Origin of the sequence: Amycolatopsis samaneae (genome assembly GCF_039541975.1) — a bacterium.
Lineage (GTDB): Bacteria > Actinomycetota > Actinomycetes > Mycobacteriales > Pseudonocardiaceae > Amycolatopsis > Amycolatopsis samaneae.
Window position 1 is genome coordinate 49220 of sequence record NZ_BAABHG010000013.1, and the last position, 16431, is coordinate 65650.

15 protein-coding genes are annotated in these 16431 nt (G+C 72.8%); 11 read left to right on the forward strand and 4 right to left on the reverse strand.

Translation table 11 applies throughout. The annotated features are described in order from the left end of the window. Positions 1-7: 7 nt before the first annotated feature. The gene (locus ABD987_RS30795) at positions 8-775 is read right to left on the reverse strand and encodes a ParA family protein (RefSeq protein WP_345401849.1); all 768 of its coding nucleotides are present in this window, start codon (positions 773-775) and stop codon (positions 8-10) included. 71 nt (positions 776-846) lie between these two features. On the opposite strand from ABD987_RS30795, the gene ABD987_RS30800 reads away from it, so the two are divergent. The 3 genes from ABD987_RS30800 to ABD987_RS30810 all read left to right on the forward strand — a co-directional run bounded on the left by ABD987_RS30800 (position 847) and on the right by ABD987_RS30810 (position 3587). Beyond that, complete coding sequence (locus ABD987_RS30800) at positions 847-1578, forward strand: methyltransferase domain-containing protein (RefSeq protein ID WP_345401852.1); 732 nt, start codon at positions 847-849, stop codon at positions 1576-1578. A gap of 186 nt (positions 1579-1764) precedes the next feature. Beyond that, entirely contained in the window at positions 1765-2982 is a 1218-nt protein-coding gene (dinB, locus tag ABD987_RS30805; protein ID WP_345402443.1) for a DNA polymerase IV, read from the forward strand. Between the two features lie 197 nt (positions 2983-3179). Continuing rightward, entirely contained in the window at positions 3180-3587 is a 408-nt protein-coding gene (locus tag ABD987_RS30810) for a DUF3040 domain-containing protein (RefSeq protein ID WP_345401855.1), read from the forward strand. A 169-nt stretch (positions 3588-3756) separates the two neighbouring features. Here ABD987_RS30810 and ABD987_RS30815 read toward each other — a convergent pair whose 3' ends face one another. The 3 genes from ABD987_RS30815 to ABD987_RS30825 all read right to left on the reverse strand — a co-directional run bounded on the left by ABD987_RS30815 (position 3757) and on the right by ABD987_RS30825 (position 8952). Next, the gene (locus ABD987_RS30815) at positions 3757-6306 is read right to left on the reverse strand and encodes a transglutaminase TgpA family protein (RefSeq protein ID WP_345402446.1); all 2550 of its coding nucleotides are present in this window, start codon (positions 6304-6306) and stop codon (positions 3757-3759) included. A gap of 56 nt (positions 6307-6362) precedes the next feature. Next, positions 6363-7637: a DUF58 domain-containing protein gene (locus tag ABD987_RS30820; RefSeq protein ID WP_345401858.1), complete on the reverse strand. Its 1275-nt coding sequence runs from the start codon at positions 7635-7637 to the stop codon at positions 6363-6365. A 229-nt stretch (positions 7638-7866) separates the two neighbouring features. Next, the gene (locus tag ABD987_RS30825; RefSeq protein WP_345401861.1) at positions 7867-8952 is read right to left on the reverse strand and encodes an AAA family ATPase; all 1086 of its coding nucleotides are present in this window, start codon (positions 8950-8952) and stop codon (positions 7867-7869) included. 283 nt (positions 8953-9235) lie between these two features. Here ABD987_RS30825 and ABD987_RS30830 point away from each other — a divergent pair, with 283 nt between their 5' ends. The 8 genes from ABD987_RS30830 to ABD987_RS30865 all read left to right on the forward strand — a co-directional run bounded on the left by ABD987_RS30830 (position 9236) and on the right by ABD987_RS30865 (position 16232). After that, positions 9236-9586 carry a hypothetical protein gene (locus ABD987_RS30830; protein ID WP_345401863.1) on the forward strand — a complete coding sequence of 117 codons (351 nt, stop codon included), beginning with the start codon at positions 9236-9238 and terminating at the stop codon, positions 9584-9586. Then, entirely contained in the window at positions 9579-10145 is a 567-nt protein-coding gene (locus ABD987_RS30835) for a DUF3558 domain-containing protein (RefSeq protein ID WP_345401866.1), read from the forward strand. The genes ABD987_RS30830 and ABD987_RS30835 overlap by 8 nt, the downstream gene beginning before the upstream one ends. Before the next feature lie 26 nt (positions 10146-10171). After that, the gene (locus ABD987_RS30840) at positions 10172-10765 is read left to right on the forward strand and encodes a PPE domain-containing protein (protein ID WP_345401869.1); all 594 of its coding nucleotides are present in this window, start codon (positions 10172-10174) and stop codon (positions 10763-10765) included. Continuing rightward, the gene (locus tag ABD987_RS30845; protein WP_345401872.1) at positions 10762-11514 is read left to right on the forward strand and encodes an ESX secretion-associated protein EspG; all 753 of its coding nucleotides are present in this window, start codon (positions 10762-10764) and stop codon (positions 11512-11514) included. The genes ABD987_RS30840 and ABD987_RS30845 overlap by 4 nt, the downstream gene beginning before the upstream one ends. A gap of 495 nt (positions 11515-12009) precedes the next feature. Next, positions 12010-12441 (forward strand): division/cell wall cluster transcriptional repressor MraZ, encoded by a 432-nt coding sequence (gene mraZ, locus ABD987_RS30850; RefSeq protein WP_345401875.1) that lies wholly within the window; start codon positions 12010-12012, stop codon positions 12439-12441. 214 nt (positions 12442-12655) lie between these two features. Further along, positions 12656-13618 carry a 16S rRNA (cytosine(1402)-N(4))-methyltransferase RsmH gene (rsmH, locus tag ABD987_RS30855; protein WP_345401878.1) on the forward strand — a complete coding sequence of 321 codons (963 nt, stop codon included), beginning with the start codon at positions 12656-12658 and terminating at the stop codon, positions 13616-13618. Continuing rightward, positions 13615-14307 (forward strand): cell division protein FtsL, encoded by a 693-nt coding sequence (gene ftsL / locus ABD987_RS30860; RefSeq protein ID WP_345401881.1) that lies wholly within the window; start codon positions 13615-13617, stop codon positions 14305-14307. The genes rsmH and ftsL overlap by 4 nt, the downstream gene beginning before the upstream one ends. Further along, complete coding sequence (locus ABD987_RS30865; protein WP_345401884.1) at positions 14307-16232, forward strand: peptidoglycan D,D-transpeptidase FtsI family protein; 1926 nt, start codon at positions 14307-14309, stop codon at positions 16230-16232. Before ftsL ends, ABD987_RS30865 begins: the two co-directional genes overlap by 1 nt. Positions 16233-16431: the final 199 nt, after the last annotated feature.

The following is a 16431-nucleotide window of genomic DNA, read 5'->3' on the forward strand; positions in this document are numbered from 1 at the left end:
ACACAGCCTACGGGCTCTCGGGGGATGCTTTGCCCAGCAAGGTGTCGAACGCCGCAGCGAGGTCGCGCGCGCCCGCGGTGCGCAGCCGGTGGAGCGGGGCGCAGGCACCCTGGGCCTGCGCGACGGCGGCGCGGTCGGGGAGTACCGGGTCGAGCACGAGACCGTCGAACGTCTCGCGCAGCTCGTTCACCCGGAAGGTGTGCTCGACCGACCGCGGTTTCACCCGGTTCACGACCACCCCGAGCGTCCGCAGGCCCGGATTGTGCCGGTCGCGCTCGGCGTCGACGGCCTCGGCAGCGCGCTGCACACCGGACACCGCGAACAGCGACGGCTCCGTGACCAGCAGCGCGGCGTCGGCCGCGACCAGCGCCGAGCGGGTCAGCCTGCCCAGCGAGGGCGGGCAGTCCAGCAGCGTGAGCGCGTAGGGATCGGGCAGCTCGCCGAGCGCGGTGGCGAGCCTGCCGAGGCGTCGCGAGCCGGGCTCGGGATCGTTGAAGGACTCGGCCTGTTCGGAGCCGACCAGCACGTCCACCCCCGCGCCCCAGGCGCTGCGGGCGATCGCCGAGGTCACCACCTGGCGGCGTGGCGACGCGAGGACGTCGGCCAGCGTGGTCTTGGCCGGGCCGGGGTCGAGCGCGGCGGTGGCGTTGCACTGCGGGTCGAGGTCGGCGACCAGGGTGCCGACGCCCCGCTTCAGCGCGGCGGAGGCGAGGCCGAGCACGACGGTCGTCTTGCCGACGCCGCCCTTGAGGCTGAGTACCGCGATGGTGGGCACGCGGGTGAGCCTAACGGCGGGACGCGGTGCAGGCGCGGGCACGCGCGGGGCGGGCACTACGCTGTGCGGCTATGAAGACCGACACCGTGGCCGCCCGAGGTTCGGGGGTGGTTCGCCGGGTGCTCGAGGCGGAGCTGAAGGCCGCCCGCGCGCGGGGCGTGGAGCAGCCGAGCGTCGTCGACGTCGGCGGTGGCAGCGGCGGCTGGGCCGTCCCGTTCGCCTCGGCGGGGTGCCTGGTCACCGTGGTCGAGCCGAACCCGAACGCGCTGGCGACGCTGCGGCTGCGCGCCGAGGAAGAAGGCGTCTCGCACCGCATCACGGTGATCGCGGACGACTCGGACGCCCTCGGCGCGCACGTGGCCGCCGGATCGGCGGACCTGGTGCTGGCCCACGGCCTGCTCGAAGTCGTCGACGACCCCGCCGCGGTGCTCACCGCGCTGGCCACCGCCGCCGCGCCGGGCGGGGCGGTGTCCGTCCTGGTCGCCAACCGGCACGCCGCGGTGCTGCACCGCGCGCTGGCCGGCCGGGTCGCCGAGGCGCGGGCACTGCTGGAGAGCGCCGACGGTGTCGTGCCGGACGACCGGGACACCGTGCTGCGGCGGTTCGACAGCGAGGGCCTGCGGGCACAGCTCGTCGCCGCCGGTCTCGAGGTGACCCTGCTGCGCGGCGACCGGATCGTCGCCGACGTCGTGCCGGGCGAGGTCCGCGAGGAGGACCTGGCCGAGTTCGAGGAGGCCGCGTCCGCGCTGCCCGCCTTCCGCGACGTCGCGGGCCGCCTCCACGCGCTGGCCCGCCACCCGTAACTCCCCGGCTTCCCGTCGCTCCGCGGCCGGGGCTTCCCTCCCGGACGAGCGCCCCAATGTGGCGTTCGGTGCGTCCAGCGCACCCAATGCCACATTGGGGCGCGGCGGAAGCCCGACCACCGGAATTGTCGGGGGTGGCGGGTAGCGTCCCCGGCGATGGGACGAAACACCGAACTGCCTGGGGGAATGGCCCGCTTCCGGGTCGCCGAAGGGGCCGCGGAGCCGCCGGACGACACCGGCTGCGGCATCCTGCACGTCGACATGGACGCGTTCTACGTGTCGGTGGAGCTGCGGACGCGGCCGGAGCTGGTGGACAGGCCCGTGGTGGTGTCCGGGAACGGCCCGCGGGCGGTGGTGTCCGCCGCGAACTACCCGGCGCGCACGTTCGGGGTGCGCTCCGCGATGCCGTTCGCGGTGGCGAAGCGGCTGTGCCCGCAACTGGTGTGCATCCCGCCCACCTTCGGGCTGTACGGCGAGGTTTCCCGTGGCGTGATGGGGATCTTCCGCGAACTGACCCCGCTCGTGGAGCCGCTGAGCCTCGACGAGGCGTTCCTGGACGTCAGCGGCGCGCTCCGCAGGCTCGGCGCCACCCCGGCCGCGCTCGGGGCCCTGATCCGCGCGCGGGTGGCGGCCGAGCACGGCATCACGTGCTCGGTGGGCGTGGCCAGGGTCAAGTTCGTCGCCAAGCTCGCCTCCGGGATGGCGAAGCCCGACGGGATGGTCGTCGTCCCGGCCGCGGAGACCCTCGGTTTCCTGCACCAGCTGCCGGTTTCCGCGCTGTGGGGCGTCGGCAAGCGCACCGAGGAGAACCTGCTCCAGCTGGGGCTGACCACGATCGCCGACGTCGCGGCGGCGCCACTGCCCCGGCTGCGGCGGGCGCTCGGCACCGCCGTCGGCGAGCACCTGTACGCGCTGGCCAACGGGCACGACGACCGTGCCGTGGTCCCGGACTCGGCCGAGAAGTCGATCGGCGCCGAGCACACCTTCGACGTCGACCGGCACGACCGCGCGGAGCTGGCCCTGCGGCTGCTCCGGCTCGCCGAGCGGGTCGGCGCGACACTGCGCGAGCGCGGGCTGCGCGGGCGTACCGTGTCGATCAAGGTCCGCTTCGCCGACTTCCGCACCATCACCCGTGCCCGCACCCTGCTCACCCCGACCGACGTGGCCCGCGAGATCCACCGCATCGCGGTCGAGCTGCTCACCGAGCACGCCCCGTCCGGCGCGGTCCGGCTGATCGGGGTCCGGGTCGAAGGGCTCGACACCGGCGAGTCGGGCGAGCAGCTGGTGTTCGACTCACCGGAGCCCCGCTGGCGGGACGCGGAGGTCGCGGCCGACGTGGCGCGGTCCCGGTTCGGGGCCGCCGCGGTGCGTCCGGCGTCACTGCTGACGCCGGGTGAGGAGTGAGTTCCATCGCCGTGACCCTGTGTCAACCCACGTCGATCCGGAATTCGCCCGATTCGATCGCGACAGGATGCGAGATCGGGTAGTCGGCAGCGCGCGGGACTCGTATCCTGGACAGTGCCACCCCACCTGGGGTTGGCTGTTGGGTCCAGGACGTTGCGCGGCCCGGCGCCCGCGACAGCTGTGCCGGAGGAGGAAAGATGCCACTCTCCGAGCATGAGCAGCGGCTGCTCGATCAGATCGAGCGCGAGCTCTATGCCGAGGACCCCAAGTTCGCATCCACGGTGCGTGGCACCCGGTTGCGACGCCCCGCGCGCCGACGGCGCATCCAGGGGATCGCCCTGTTCGTGGTGGGCGTGGCACTGCTGGTGCTCGGCGTGGTGGTGCCGCTGTTCCGGGTGGCCGACATCCCGCTGATCAGCGTGCTCGGGTTCCTCGTGATGTTCTTCGGGGTCGTGATGGCGGTGACGTCGATCCGGCAGGGAGCCGAGAGCGACGGCCCACCGGCCGGGCCGGGTGAGCGGGGCCGTGGCAAGCAGGCCAGCCGCCGAGGCTCGTTCACCCAGCGCATGGAGGAACGCTTCCGCCAGCGCTTCGAAGAGCAGTAGTTTTCGGGCGCTTCCGCGAAGACGCCGCCAGGGCTGTCGCCTTGGCGGCGTCTTCGCGTGCCCGGACCGGTGTGCGGTACCTGCCTGCGTGGCTCGCGCACGCGGCGCCCGCTCGCACCGATACCCCCGGCCCGGTGGGGTAGCCCGGCCGGGGGTATCGGGATCGTGCTCAGTTCTTCCGGTTGACCAGGGACCGCGGGAAGAGCTTGCCGCGCCACGACATCGGCGCGTTCCGGCGCAGGCTGTGCCGTACGTTCTCGAACGCCCGGCCCAGCTCCGGGTCGACGTCCTCCTGCCCGCTGTACCACGAACGCTCCACCGCGCCGATCACCGTCCGCAGGCCTTCCCGGCCCTCCGCGTCGAGGCGGTGCTTCTGCGCCAGCTTCTGCCCGGCCACCCGCACCGTGTCGCTGGCCGGGATCGGCAGCCCCCGGTCCGAGCACTCGGCCATCAGCTCCTGCCACGCCGCGTCGGCGGAACCGGGGCGATGGCTCGCGATCACGCTCAACCGCCGTCGCCGCCGGAAGTCCCGCGCCGCCGCGGGGCCGCCGACCGCGAGCAGCAGCACCAGCGCGAGCAGGCCCAGCCACCAGGAAACCCAGGCCGCGAGGAACGCGATCCCGATCGTCCACAGCCCGGCCACCGCCAGCGGCACCCAGGTCAGGGCCACCACGGCGCGTTCCTCGCCCGCCTCCCGCGCCGATGGCCGGACCGCGAGTGCCACGGCCTGCCCGCCACGCGACGGTTCGAGACCCTGCCCGGCTTCGCCGCCCGGCGTGCTCTGCGTGGGGGACGACACCGGACCGCCGCCCCAGCGCTGTCTCAGGAACCGCCTGCCGAGCACCAGCGCCGCGATGGCGATCAGGGCACCGAGCCCGCCGAACACCGCGGCGAGGATGCCCTCCCAGTCGGTTTCCGGCTCCTTCGGCGCGTCGATCGGCGCCGCGGCCTGGTCCTTGGCCGGGTCGCGAGGGGTGCCGGTGGCCGGCGCGTTCGACGCCGGCGCGCTCGGCGCCACCTGGGTGTCGCTGGTCTTGCCGCCGCTCGGCCCGTTCTGCTGCAGGTACGGCGGGATGACCCCGCGCCCGTCCGCGAGCGGGGTAGGGTCGAAGCTGACCCAGCCCCGGTCGCCGAAGTACACCTCGACCCAGGCGTGCGCGTCCTGCGAGCTGATCGACTGGTAGTCGCCCTTGCGGGTACCGGGGGTGAACCCGATCGCGACCCGCGCCGGCAGCCCCGCCACCCGCGCCATCACGGCCATCGCCGAGGCGAACTGCTCGCAGAAACCCCGCTTGCCGTTGAGGATGAAGTCGGCGAGCGCGTCCGCGTCGGTCGCGTCCGCGGTCTTCGTGTCGTAGACGAAACCGTTCTGCGCGGTGAAGAACTGCCACAGCGCCGTCGCCTTTTCGAAGTTCGAGGACTTGCCCGCGGTGAGCTGCTCGGTCTTCGCCCGCACGCGCGGGTCCACCCGGTCGATCTGGGTGTAGTAGGGCGGCAGATCGGCGGGGTTCACCTCGACGGCCCGCAGCTCCTCCTTGGACGGCTGCTTGAGCGACGCGGTTTCGGTGTAGGCGGGCGCGCTTTCCTTCCTGGTGGTGAACACCGCGCCGGAGACGCGGTCGTAGAGCCAGTTGTCGGCGACGCCGCGCAGCTCCCGCGGCGCGCCGTAGATCGGCAGCCAGTTGTCGACCCAGCCGGTCGGCTCGATCTGGATCTGCCGGTTGGGGCCGGAGCCGTCGTCGCCGGGAGCCGTGGGCAGGGTCTTGTTCGCCTGCACGCCCTGCTGGGCCTGGCCCCCGTTGCGCAGTCCCCAGCCCTTGTTGGGGGTGAACGTGTCGAGGGTGAACGCGCGCAGCAGCTGCCGGTCCGTGGTGAGCCCGCGCACCTTGAACAGCTCGGTGTTCTCGCCCTGGTCCAGCAGCCCCCGCAGCTCGGTGAAGGGATCGACGCCGAACCCGCCGCCGCGGCCGGGACCCCGGCCGTTCGCACCGTCCCCGCCGAAGGGGATCTTGCCGACGGTGCCCACCCAGGTCACCGTCCCGCCGAGCAGGCCGAGCACGATCGCGGCGCTGACGACGGCGACCGGGACCGGCAGCACGCCCGCGGATCCGCCCGCGCCAGGGGCCTCCCGGGTGCGCCAGCGGCGGTGCCGGTGGTTCCCGTCGACCGCGAGCAGCGCGGCGAACGACGCCGCGCCGAGCACGAAGGTCCACCACGGCAGCATGTCCTCGGCCAGCGCGGCGGGCACCGCGTACACGCACAGCAGCACCAGCCCGGTGGCCGCCGGTGCCGCCGCGGCCACGGCGAGGGTGTCGACGAGCACCGCGACGAGGCCGATCGCGATGGTCACCAGGCACAGGATCGGCGGGGTCCCGTCCACCGGTGCCAGCCCGACGCGGATCTGGTCCGCCGACGCCGCGAGCGTCTGGCTCAGCTCGTCGAGCGCCCGGGCCCCGGGAATGATCTTGAGGAAGCCGTGGGTGGTGAACGAGCCGGTGATCAGGAACAGCAGGACGAGCAGCTGGCTGAGCCCGACCACGATCGTCGGTGCCCGCAGGGTGCGCAGCGCGAGGCCGGTGCCCGCGATCAGCACGACCGCGACGAGCAGATAGCCGAACCACGCCCAGCCCGCCACGACGCTGGTCAGCGACGTGGCCGCGGACAACGTCGCGATCCCGGCCGCGACCGGCGCGACGACACTGCCCGCCCAGGCGGACATCCGGGCCGGGCCGGGCGGCGGCGCGGTGGGACGCCGGCGCGGCGGCGCGGTGGCGGTCACCGCTGGCCCCCGATCAGCGCGCCGCGGCCCACACCCGCGCGGCACAGTTCGCTCCACACCTGCGGCATCGGCGAGGCGGGCCCGGCGACGACGACGCCCCAGCCGGCACCGCGCAACAGCTCGGCGGCGTCCTCGGTGGCGGCCGAGCGCCGCTCCGACCCGTTGACCCCGGCCGACCAGCCCGGCGTGTCCAGCAGTACGGCGAGGCTGCGGATGCCGCGCGGGCGGAAGCGGGCGAGCTCGTGCACCGACTCCGCGCTCACCGTGCCCAGCACCGCGACGAGTTCCTGACCCTCGGCCGGGTCGTGGCCGAGGGTGATGTCGCGCTGGTGCGCGGGCTGCAGCGCCGCCAGCGCGTCCAGCACGACGTGGTCGTAGTGGTCGCCGCCCTCGCCGGGCGTGTCGGCGAGGGTGACGCCGTGCTCGCTCACCAGCCGGACGTGGTGCCCGGAGCGGCGCAGGTGCAACGCGATCGACGCGGCGAACGACACCGCCCACTCCAGGCTCGCCGCCGGGCCGGCACCGTGGTGCGCGGCCGCCCGGTGATCGAGCAGCACGGTCGTGCCGCCCCGCCACGGCCGCTCCTCGACCCGCACCATGATCTCGTCCCGGCGCGCGGTGGACCGCCAGTGCACCTTGCGCAGGTCGTCGCCCACCCGGTACTGGCGCACGATGACGTCCGGCTCGCCCTGCCCGGCGTGCAGCCGGATGGTGCCGTCGTCCCCGGCCCCGACGCCCGCGCCGCTGGGCAGTCCCCACAGCGGGAACACCTGGGGCACGACCACCAGCCGGGAGTGCGCGATCAGCTCGCGTTCGAACTCGCACAGCCCGAACGGGTCGGTGATCGTCGCGCGCAGCGGCCCGACCTGCTGGATGCCGCGCAGCACAGGCTGCAGCGGGTACCGCAGCGCGACGCGGCGGTCGTGCGGCAGCCGCTCGACGACGAACCGCGGCCGCGCGCCCAGCGCGTACGGGACGCCGTCCTCGAGCAGCACCTCGCCCGCCGGGAGCCTGCCGTTGCGCCACAGTTCCAGCTGGACCTCGCCGGTCGAGCCGACCGACACCCGCTGCGGGTGCAGCGACCGGGTGGCGCCGATCCGCAGCCGCGAGGCGGAGATGAAGACGGTGACCAGCACCGGGAGCGCGACCACGAACACCGCCACCCGCAACAGGTCCCGTTCGTTGAGCACGAACGAGCAGGCCGCCGCGGCGAGGCCAGCGGCGAGGAGACAGCGGCCGCGGGTGGTCAGGCCGGACAGGGCACGCAGCATGCGGTTCTCTTCTACTAGAGAGTCTGTTGAAAGTGGCTTTCGTAGCGGTGCGGGTAGCGGAACCTCAGACGCCCTCTCACTCCGGGATCGCCTCCTCGTGAATGCCGATTCACCACGTCGCCGCTGTCCTCGCGAGAGGACGTCTGAGAACCCGCGGCGGTGCGAGCTGCTGGCCCACCGCAAGCGGCTTCGCCGCTCATGAACAGAACCCAGCGCCTGGTTTCGTGGCTCAGTGGTGGTTCTGCCCCTGCGGCACCGGGACCCGGTGCAGCACCGCGCGGACGACGTCGGTCGCCGAGCGCCGGGCCGCGTGCGCCTCGGTGGTCAGTACGAGCCGGTGGGCGAGCACCGGCACGGCGACCGCGTGCAGGTCGTCGGGGACGACGTACTCGCGGCCGGACAGCGCCGCCTGCGCGCGTGCCGAGCGCACCAGTTGAAGCGTGGCGCGGGGGGAGGCGCCGAGCCGGATCTCCGGCACCTGCCGGGTCGCCGCCGCGATGTCCACCGCGTATCGCCGGACCTCGGGTGCCATGTGCACGTTCCGCACGGTCTGGATGAGCCGGTGCACGGTCTCGCCGTCGGACACCGGCCGCAGCTCGGCGAGGGGATCGTGCCCGGCGTGCTCGTCGACCATGGCCAGCTCGGCCTGCTGGTCGGGGTAGCCGATGGACACCCGCGCGGTGAACCGGTCCCGCTGGGCCTCGGGCAGCGCGTAGGTGCCTTCCATCTCGATCGGGTTCTGGGTGGCGATCACCATGAACGGCTCGTCCAGCTCGTAGGTGCTGGTGTCGACGGTGACCTGGTGCTCTTCCATGCACTCCAGCAACGCGGACTGCGTCTTCGGCGAGGCGCGGTTGATCTCGTCGCCCACCACGATGTTCGCGAACACCGGGCCGGGGCGGAACTCGAACTCGCCGGTCTGCCGGTTGTAGATGGACACGCCGGTGACGTCGCTGGGCAGCAGGTCCGGGGTGAACTGGATCCGGCTCACCGTGCAGTCGATCGACCGGGCGAGCGCCTTCGCCAGCGAGGTCTTCCCGACGCCGGGCACGTCCTCCACCAGGAGGTGCCCCTCGGCGAGGAGCGTGACGAGGGCGACGCGGATGACGTCGGGTTTGCCGACGAGGACCCGCTCGACGTTCGCGGCGATCCGCCGCGCCGTCTCGTGCAGTTCGTCAAGCGAGGCGTGCCCTGGCCGGCCGTTCCGGCTGTCGTCGGCGCTGGCCTCCGCGGGGTGGGCCGCCGGGCCCGTCCGCCCCGCCGCCTGCTCGCCCTGCTGCTCCGCGGGCGTCGCAGACTGGATTCTCGACGTCACTCGACCTCCTGGTGCCGCATGGCTGTGCTTGTTTTCCCGCCGGGGTTCACCGGCCCCCTCGCCGTTCGCTCGTGCGCACGGCGAGCAGCATTCCATTCAGTGTGTCAAACTCGGGCGAACTCGGGGTGAGAACCCCAGGAAGCCTGGTTGGTGACGCTGTGCAGGCAAGGAACTTACTCCGTTCGAGGGATGGTTCACCCGATTCTGGGTGCTCCCGCTGACCTGCTGTTTTGTCGTATGCTCCGATTCGAGGTCGCGCGACTACGGAGAGGCGTTACCGCACATGAGCGAGCTGGGGACCAAGCCACCGTTCGACGTCCGTGGTTTCGCGGTCGCCCCGGAGCTGGCGAACGACGCCTACGCGAAGATCAGCGCGTTGCAGGACGTGGTCGGCGAGATGGTGCGCGAGGCGAAGGTGCTCGGCCGCACGATCCCCCTCGGCGGCGGGTACGCCACCGAGGTCGGCCGGTTCATGGCCGAGTACGGCATCGGCGGCAAGGGCTCGGCCGTGCAGTCGCTGACCGCGTTCGGCAAGGAACTCGAGAACCTCAAGAACCGGATGGCCGAGGCGCTCGGGCGCTACCAGCGTCAGGACGAGGCCGCGGCCGACGGCGTGGACTGCGTCGGTGGCTGAGCCGGTGAAGAGGTACTCCCGCCCGGCGCTGCTCGCCGCCCTCGGTCTCGCGCTCGTGGCGTGCGGCCACGCCCAGGGGCAGCCCGGCGACGCCGCGCGCGTGCCGGGAACGTCCGCCACGCCACCACCTGCCACCTCGGCCGCGCCCTCCGGACCGCCATCGCTGGCCGATCTCGACCCGTGCGCGCTGCTGTCGCCCGCCGACCGGTCGACGGCGGGGGTGACCGTGGTCGGGAAGCCGAAGACGATCGGCGCGGCGAAGGCGTGCGACTGGACGGTGCCCGCCACCTTCGGGGTCACCGTGACGGTGGACCCGAAGAACGGCGTCGCCGACCTCGAGGTCGCGCGCGCGACCGGGACGAAGACCGTGGTCGGCTCGCACCAGGCGCTGCGGGTGGCCGACCGGAAGGCGGGCGACGGCACCTGCGCGGTGCTGCTCGGGATCGGCGCCGGCGGCAGCGTCCAGATCGACGTCGCCAACACCACCTTCTCGGACACCGCGCAGGCCTGCCGCCGGGCGGACACGGTGGCCGGGCTCGTCGAGCCGAAACTGCCCTGAGTCAGCGGAAAAGGAAGGTGTGCCCCGTGCCCGGAACGGAACAGGCGGCCGCGCAGGTCCCGGCCCCGTCGGCCCGGTACGAGTCCTACAGTCACGAGGCGCTCGCCGCCGAGGTGACCAGGGACAACGATCCGGTGGCCGCCGGACAGGTCGGCGCGCGGTGGCAGGAGCTGGCCCGCCGGTTCGCCGATTCCACCGCGGAACTGGACGCGCTCGTCGGCACCACGCACGAGAAGTGGCGGGGCCAGGCCGGGGACGCGGTGCGCGAGGTGCTGGGGACGGCGACGCGCTGGCTCACCGAGCAGGCCACCGTCTCCACCGCGCTCGGCGAGTCGGTGGCAGGGCAGGCCGACGTCGCCGCGCGGGCCAGGGCCGAGATGCCGCCGCCGGTCGGGTTCGACCCCGCCGCGATGATCCGCGAGGCCGCCGCGAGTGGGAACCTCGCGCAGCTGGCCGGGCTGTCGGGCGCGATGGCGGCGCAGCGCGCCCGCGCGGAGGCCGCGCGGCAGAAGGCCGTCGACGTCATGAACGCGCGTGACGTCGCGCTGCACGGGCTCGTCCCCCGGCAGGGTTTCGCGGCGCCGCCCTCGCTGGGGAACCCGGCGAAGGGCCCGGCTTGATCCGGGTCTCGGCGTCCGCGTTCGACATCCTCTGGACCGACCTCGGCTTCGCGCGGCCGCCGGACCCGTTGTCCGTGCGCAGCGTCGGCGGCACCGAAGAGGAACGCGCGCGGGTCCGCGCCGAGGTGTACCGGAACCTCGGCGACCGCGGTCTGCGCGACGGCGGCCGCCTCGACCCCGCGCTGGAGGACCGGCTCGGCCTGCTGGCCGGGGGAGAGGTCTACCTCGCCTGCGAGGCGCTCGCGGACATGACCGCCGAGACGCCGTTCCGCGCGGTGTCCGCCGTGCGGGGTGAGGAGGGGGTGCTGGCGACCCAGCCGGAGCAGACCATCGCGCTGTCCGGGATCGGCGCGGCCGAATGGTGTTCGGCGATCGTCGACATCCTGCCGGAACTGACCGCGGGGCCCGGCTACGGCGTCACCTTGCCCGCGTCGAGCCTCGGCGGGGCCGGGGACCCGGTGTACGGGGAACGGGGCGCGCGGTCGGCCGCGTCGGCGGCGCAGCTGCGCGAGGTGCTCGCGATCCAGGCGCGTCCGGTGTACGGCGCCGGGCAGTTCAGCGTGTCCGTGCGGGATCGGGACGGCCGGGTCCGGCGCGCGGGCGGGCTCACCTGGTTCGACACCGACGTCGGCGCCTACTGCGCGGCGACCTCTTCGGGGCGGGGTGGCCAGGAGTGGGTCACGGTGTCCCCTGTGGACAGTCAGCGCCTCGTCGACCGGATCGGCGGGCTGCTGAGCGTCGACGCGTAGCCACACCTTTCTCTCCGGCACCGCACCATTCCCTCCGGCGGTCTCGCATCGCCCGGATGCGCCCCAATGTGGCGTTCGGCGCGTCCAACGCACCGAACGCCACATTGGGGCGTTCGGGCGCCGCTCCCCACCGGACCCCACCGCCGTCCCCACCGCGCGCCACCCGCGTCCCCACCGCGCCCCACCGGGGCGCCCCACTGCTCCCCACGGAGCATCCGCCTGGTCTTTTCGCGGCCGTTATCCGGACGCCCGAGGCCCCGTTCCGGTTCCGTGTGACCCCGGTGCGGGGGATCTTGGCCACGGTCCCCCACGTCACCCCCCACTCGACCCCACCCTGCTGACCAGCACAAACGTCTGACACGACGGAGTGGTGACGCCGCCGGTCGCGTTGACTGTGGTGAAAAGTGGGGTACGGTGGTGCGCAGTGGGGCGGAAGGGAGCCCCGTAGCCGATTTCGATGGTTCGCCATCGGCTTCGGTAGGGAGGTGGAGGCCGGTGTTCCTCGGCACCCACACCCCGAAGCTGGACGACAAGGGGCGGCTCACGCTGCCCGCGAAGTTCCGCGACGCGCTCGCCGGTGGGCTGATGGTCACCAAGGGGCAGGACCACTGCCTCTTCGTCTTCCCCCGCGCGGAGTTCGAGCAGATGGCACGCAAGGTCGCCGAAGCCCCGTTCACCAACGAGGCGGTCCGGGCCTACCAGCGCTATCTCTTCGCCGGGACGGACGAACAACGCCCGGACGGGCAGGGGCGCATCGCCATCGCGTCCGAGCTCCGCCGCTACGCGGGGCTCAACAAGGAGTGCGTGGTGATCGGCGCGATCACCAGGTTGGAGATCTGGGACGCCCAGGCGTGGCAGGGCTACCTGGACGAACACGAAGACAGCTACGCGAAGGCTCGAGAGGAAGTGTTGCCGGGCGTCTTTTAGGCGCGTGGCCGCGCAGGGAGCACCCCAGTCGTCGGGGGACGGGGGTTCTCCGGCGGTCGCCACCGAAAAGCGTCCGCGTGGATGCCGTGAGGCCTCTGTCCGCTCAACAGCCCTGGTGCACCTTCCCCGGCACCAGGTCCGAAGCGGGCGGACAGGGACCTGACGGCATCCGCCGTATTACCCGGGTTGCACGGCAGGCGAAAGGGGGAAGGTCATGACAGCCGCACACGAGCACGTACCGGTGCTGCTCGACCGGATCCTCGAGCTGTTCGCGCCCGCTCTCGCCGATCGCGACGCGGTACTGGTCGACGCGACCGTCGGCCTCGGCGGCCACTCCGACGCCCTGTTGACGGCTTTTCCCCGCGTGCGCCTGGTGGCGCTGGACCGGGACCCCGCCGCGCTGGAGCGTTCCGGGGAGCGGCTGGCCCGGCACGGGGACCGGGTCGAGCTGGTCCACACCGTCTACGACGGACTGCCCGGCGCGCTCGCCGGGCTCGGACTGTCCCGTGTGGACGGCATCCTGTTCGACCTCGGTGTCTCCTCGATGCAGCTGGACCGCGCCGAGCGCGGGTTCGCCTACGCCCGCGACGCGCCGCTGGACATGCGGATGGACCCGACCACCGGCTTCACCGCCGCGGACGTGCTCAACACCTACGCGCCCGGCGAGCTGGTGCGCATCCTGCGCGACTACGGCGAGGAACGGTTCGCCCAGCGGATCGTCAGGGCCGTGGTGGCCGAACGCGAAAAGGAGCCGTTCACGCGCAGCGCGCGGCTGGTCGAGCTGCTCTACGACGCCGTGCCCGCGGCGAGCAGGCGCACCGGCGGGCACCCCGCGAAGCGGACCTTCCAGGCACTGCGGATCGAGGTCAACGGCGAGCTGGAGGTGCTGCGGCGGGCGATGCCCTCGGCGTTGTCCGCGCTCGCCATGGGCGGCCGGATCGTCGTGGAGTCGTATCAGTCCCTTGAGGACAGACTGGTCAAGCAGGCGCTCGCGGAACTGGCGAAATCCCGTACGCCGGAAGGACTTCCGGTCGAACTGCCCGGGCACGGCCCGGAGCTGAAGCTACTGACGAGAGGGGCCGAGAAGGCCTCGGACACGGAGATCGAGCAGAACCCGCGGGCCGCTTCGGTGCGGTTGCGGGCCGCCGAACGGATCGGAGAGGCAGCGCGACGATGACCGCTCCCACGAAGTCCCGCGGCCGCCGCACGCAGGCGACGCGCCAGCGTGCCACCAGCCGGAGCACGGCCGAGCAGGAACCCGGGACCACCACGGCGCAGCCGGACGCCGCGCCCCGGCGCGCTTCGCGGGGCCGCACCACCGCGGCCGAGCGCGCCTACGCGCGCCGCGCGCAGCGTGCCGATCTGCTGTCCCAGCGCGCGCCCCGGCCGGAACCGCGGCCCGAGGCCAAGAAGGCCCAGCCGCGCAAGTTCAAGCTGAGCTGGCCGAAGTCGCGTGCGTCGTTCGTGCTCGCGATGATGGGCCTGCTCGCCATCGGCGTGGCGACCACGCTCTGGCTGACCACGCAGGCGATCGCCGACTCCTACCGCCTGGAGCAGCTGCGCACCACCAACGCGAGCCTGGCCGAGACCAAGGCGAAGCTGGAGCGCGAGGTCGCCAAGGCCTCTTCGCCCGCCTCGCTGGCCCCGGCGGCGCAGCAGGGCGGACTGGTCTCCAGTGACGACCCGGCCCGCATCATCGTCGGGCCCGACGGCAAGACCACCCTTTCGGGCGAGCCGAAGAAGGCCAAGGAGGTGGCGCCGCCCGCGCCGCCCGCCGCCGCGTCCGAGCACCGCGTCCCGGCCCCGTCCGGCGAGCGCACCGAGGGCGACGTCACCGCGCCGCCCGCGGGGCAGGAGGGACACTGATGGCGGCCGGGCCGGGCCAGGCACGCGCCCGCGCCGCGGGCAGTGCCCGGCGGACCTACGCCGCGGGGACCCGGCGGGCGGTGGCCAAGCGGGGCAACGGCGGCCAGCGCGGCCGGTTCTCCGCGGTGCGGATCATCCTGGTCGCGGTCATGATCGCCGCGGGCGCGAAGCTCGTGCAGGTGCAGTGGTTCGAGGCGGGCACGCTCTCGGCCGCCGCCGAGCGGCAGCGCACGCTGTCCATCGACATCCCGGCGCAGCGCGGGTCCATTGTGGACCGCAACGGCGCGAAGCTCGCGTTCAGCGTGGAGACCCGGACCCTGTCGGTGAACCTCAAGGCGCTGCACAAGAGCATGGACGAGTTCGCCGCGAAGAACCCGGGCACCGCACGCACCTTCGACGCGGAGACCGCCGAGGCGGCGAAGTACATCGCGGCGAAGCTGCCGGGCGTGATCAGCGAGCAGCAGCTGCTGGCGTTGTTCCACAAGCCCGACGCGTTCACCTATCTCGTCAAGGACATCGAGCCGTCGGTGGCCGCGGACATCGTCAAGAAGTACGCGTGGATCGGGGTGGAGAAGCGCGCCAAGCGCGAGTACCCGGGTGACACGCTGGCCTCGAACGTGGTCGGGCTCGCCAACTGGCGCATGGAAGACCCGGACGTGTCCAAGCACAACATCCACGGTGTCTTCGGGCTGGAGTCCTCGCGTGACGACGACCTCGCCGGTACCCCGGGGCGCCGGATGGTGAACACCAAGAACGGCACCGACAACGTCGTCATCCCCGGTACCGAGCGCGACGTCCGCGCCGCCATCCCGGGGTCGGACCTGGAACTGACCCTCGACTCCGACGTCCAGTACGAGCTGCAGCGGCAGCTGGCCGACTACGTCGCGAAGTCGCGCGCCAAGGGCGGCCAGGCCGTGGTCATGGACGCGAAGACCGGCGAGGTGTACGGCCTGGCCGACGCGAAGACGTTCAACCCCAACGACCCGGCGACGCTGCAGGACGAGGACAACCTCAACGACCGGCCGGTGACCACGCCGTTCGAACCCGGTTCGGTGAACAAGATCGTCACCGCGACCGCGGCGATCGACCAGGGCGTGGCCACGCCGGAGTCCACCCTGGCCGTCCCAGGCAGCATCAAGGTCGCCGACCGCGTCGTCCGGGACGCGTGGGGGCACGGTACGCAGACGTTCACCACCACCGGTGTCTTCGCGAAGTCGTCCAACGTCGGGACGCTGCTGCTGGCGCAGAAGGTCGGCGAGGACCACTTCGTCGACACGCTGAAGAAGTTCGGCCTCGGCCAGAAGACCGGGATCGGCCTGCCCGGCGAGAGCGGCGGGGTCGTGCCGCCGCGCAGCCAGTGGTACGCCTCGACCTTCGGGAACCTGCCGATCGGGCAGGGCCTGTCGATGACCATCCTGCAGATGACCGGCATGTACCAGGCGATCGCCAACGACGGCCTGCGTGTCGAACCGCGCATCGTGAAGGCGAAGGTCAGTCCGGACGGGACGGTGGTACCGGAAGCGGCGCCGAAGACCACCCAGGTGGTCAGCCCGCAGACCGCGAAAACGGTGCGCGACATGATGCGCGCGGTCGTGCAGAAGGGCAAGGGGCAGGACAGCGGGACGGCGCCCAGCGCGGGCCTGGAGGGCTACCAGGTCTCCGGCAAGACCGGCACCGGCCAGCAGATCGACCCGAAGACGAACGCGTACAGCGACACGCTGAGCAACATCACCTTCGCCGGGATCCTGCCCGCCGATCACCCGCGGTTCGTGGTGGGGATCCGGCTCGACGCGCCGGACACCACGCTGCCCGCGGGCAACTCGGCCGGGCCGTTGTTCCACACGATCGCGTCCTACCTGAGCCAGCGGTACCAGATCCCGGTCTCCGACGGCCCCGCCCCGGTCGTCCCGCTCGTCCTGCCCTGAGACCCCACGCGGCGAAGTGCCGTCAAGGCCACCTTACGAGCGTCAGACGCTCGTAAGGTGGCCTTGACGGTGTGTGGGCATCCCCGGTGTGGGCGGGAATTCGCACAGGAAAGCAACCTTTTCGCGGCTCGTGCGCGCGCGGGGCGGAAAACGTTCCGCACCGGCGTGATCAATAACCGCGGGTGTCCACATGAATCGG

Excerpts from the sequence above, each read along its gene's own strand:
- ABD987_RS30800 (WP_345401852.1), top strand. The coding sequence starts at position 847 with ATGAAGACCGACACCGTGGCCGCCCGAGGTTCGGGGGTGGTTCGCCGG.
- ftsL (WP_345401881.1), top strand. The coding sequence starts at position 13,615 with ATGACCGCTCCCACGAAGTCCCGCGGCCGCCGCACGCAGGCGACGCGC.
- ABD987_RS30810 (WP_345401855.1), top strand. The coding sequence starts at position 3,180 with ATGCCACTCTCCGAGCATGAGCAGCGGCTGCTCGATCAGATCGAGCGC.
- ABD987_RS30820 (WP_345401858.1), bottom strand. The coding sequence starts at position 7,637 with ATGCTGCGTGCCCTGTCCGGCCTGACCACCCGCGGCCGCTGTCTCCTC.
- ABD987_RS30815 (WP_345402446.1), bottom strand. The coding sequence starts at position 6,306 with ATGTCCGCCTGGGCGGGCAGTGTCGTCGCGCCGGTCGCGGCCGGGATC.
- ABD987_RS30865 (WP_345401884.1), top strand. The coding sequence starts at position 14,307 with ATGGCGGCCGGGCCGGGCCAGGCACGCGCCCGCGCCGCGGGCAGTGCC.
- dinB (WP_345402443.1), top strand. The coding sequence starts at position 1,765 with ATGGCCCGCTTCCGGGTCGCCGAAGGGGCCGCGGAGCCGCCGGACGAC.
- rsmH (WP_345401878.1), top strand. The coding sequence starts at position 12,656 with ATGACAGCCGCACACGAGCACGTACCGGTGCTGCTCGACCGGATCCTC.
- ABD987_RS30830 (WP_345401863.1), top strand. The coding sequence starts at position 9,236 with ATGAGCGAGCTGGGGACCAAGCCACCGTTCGACGTCCGTGGTTTCGCG.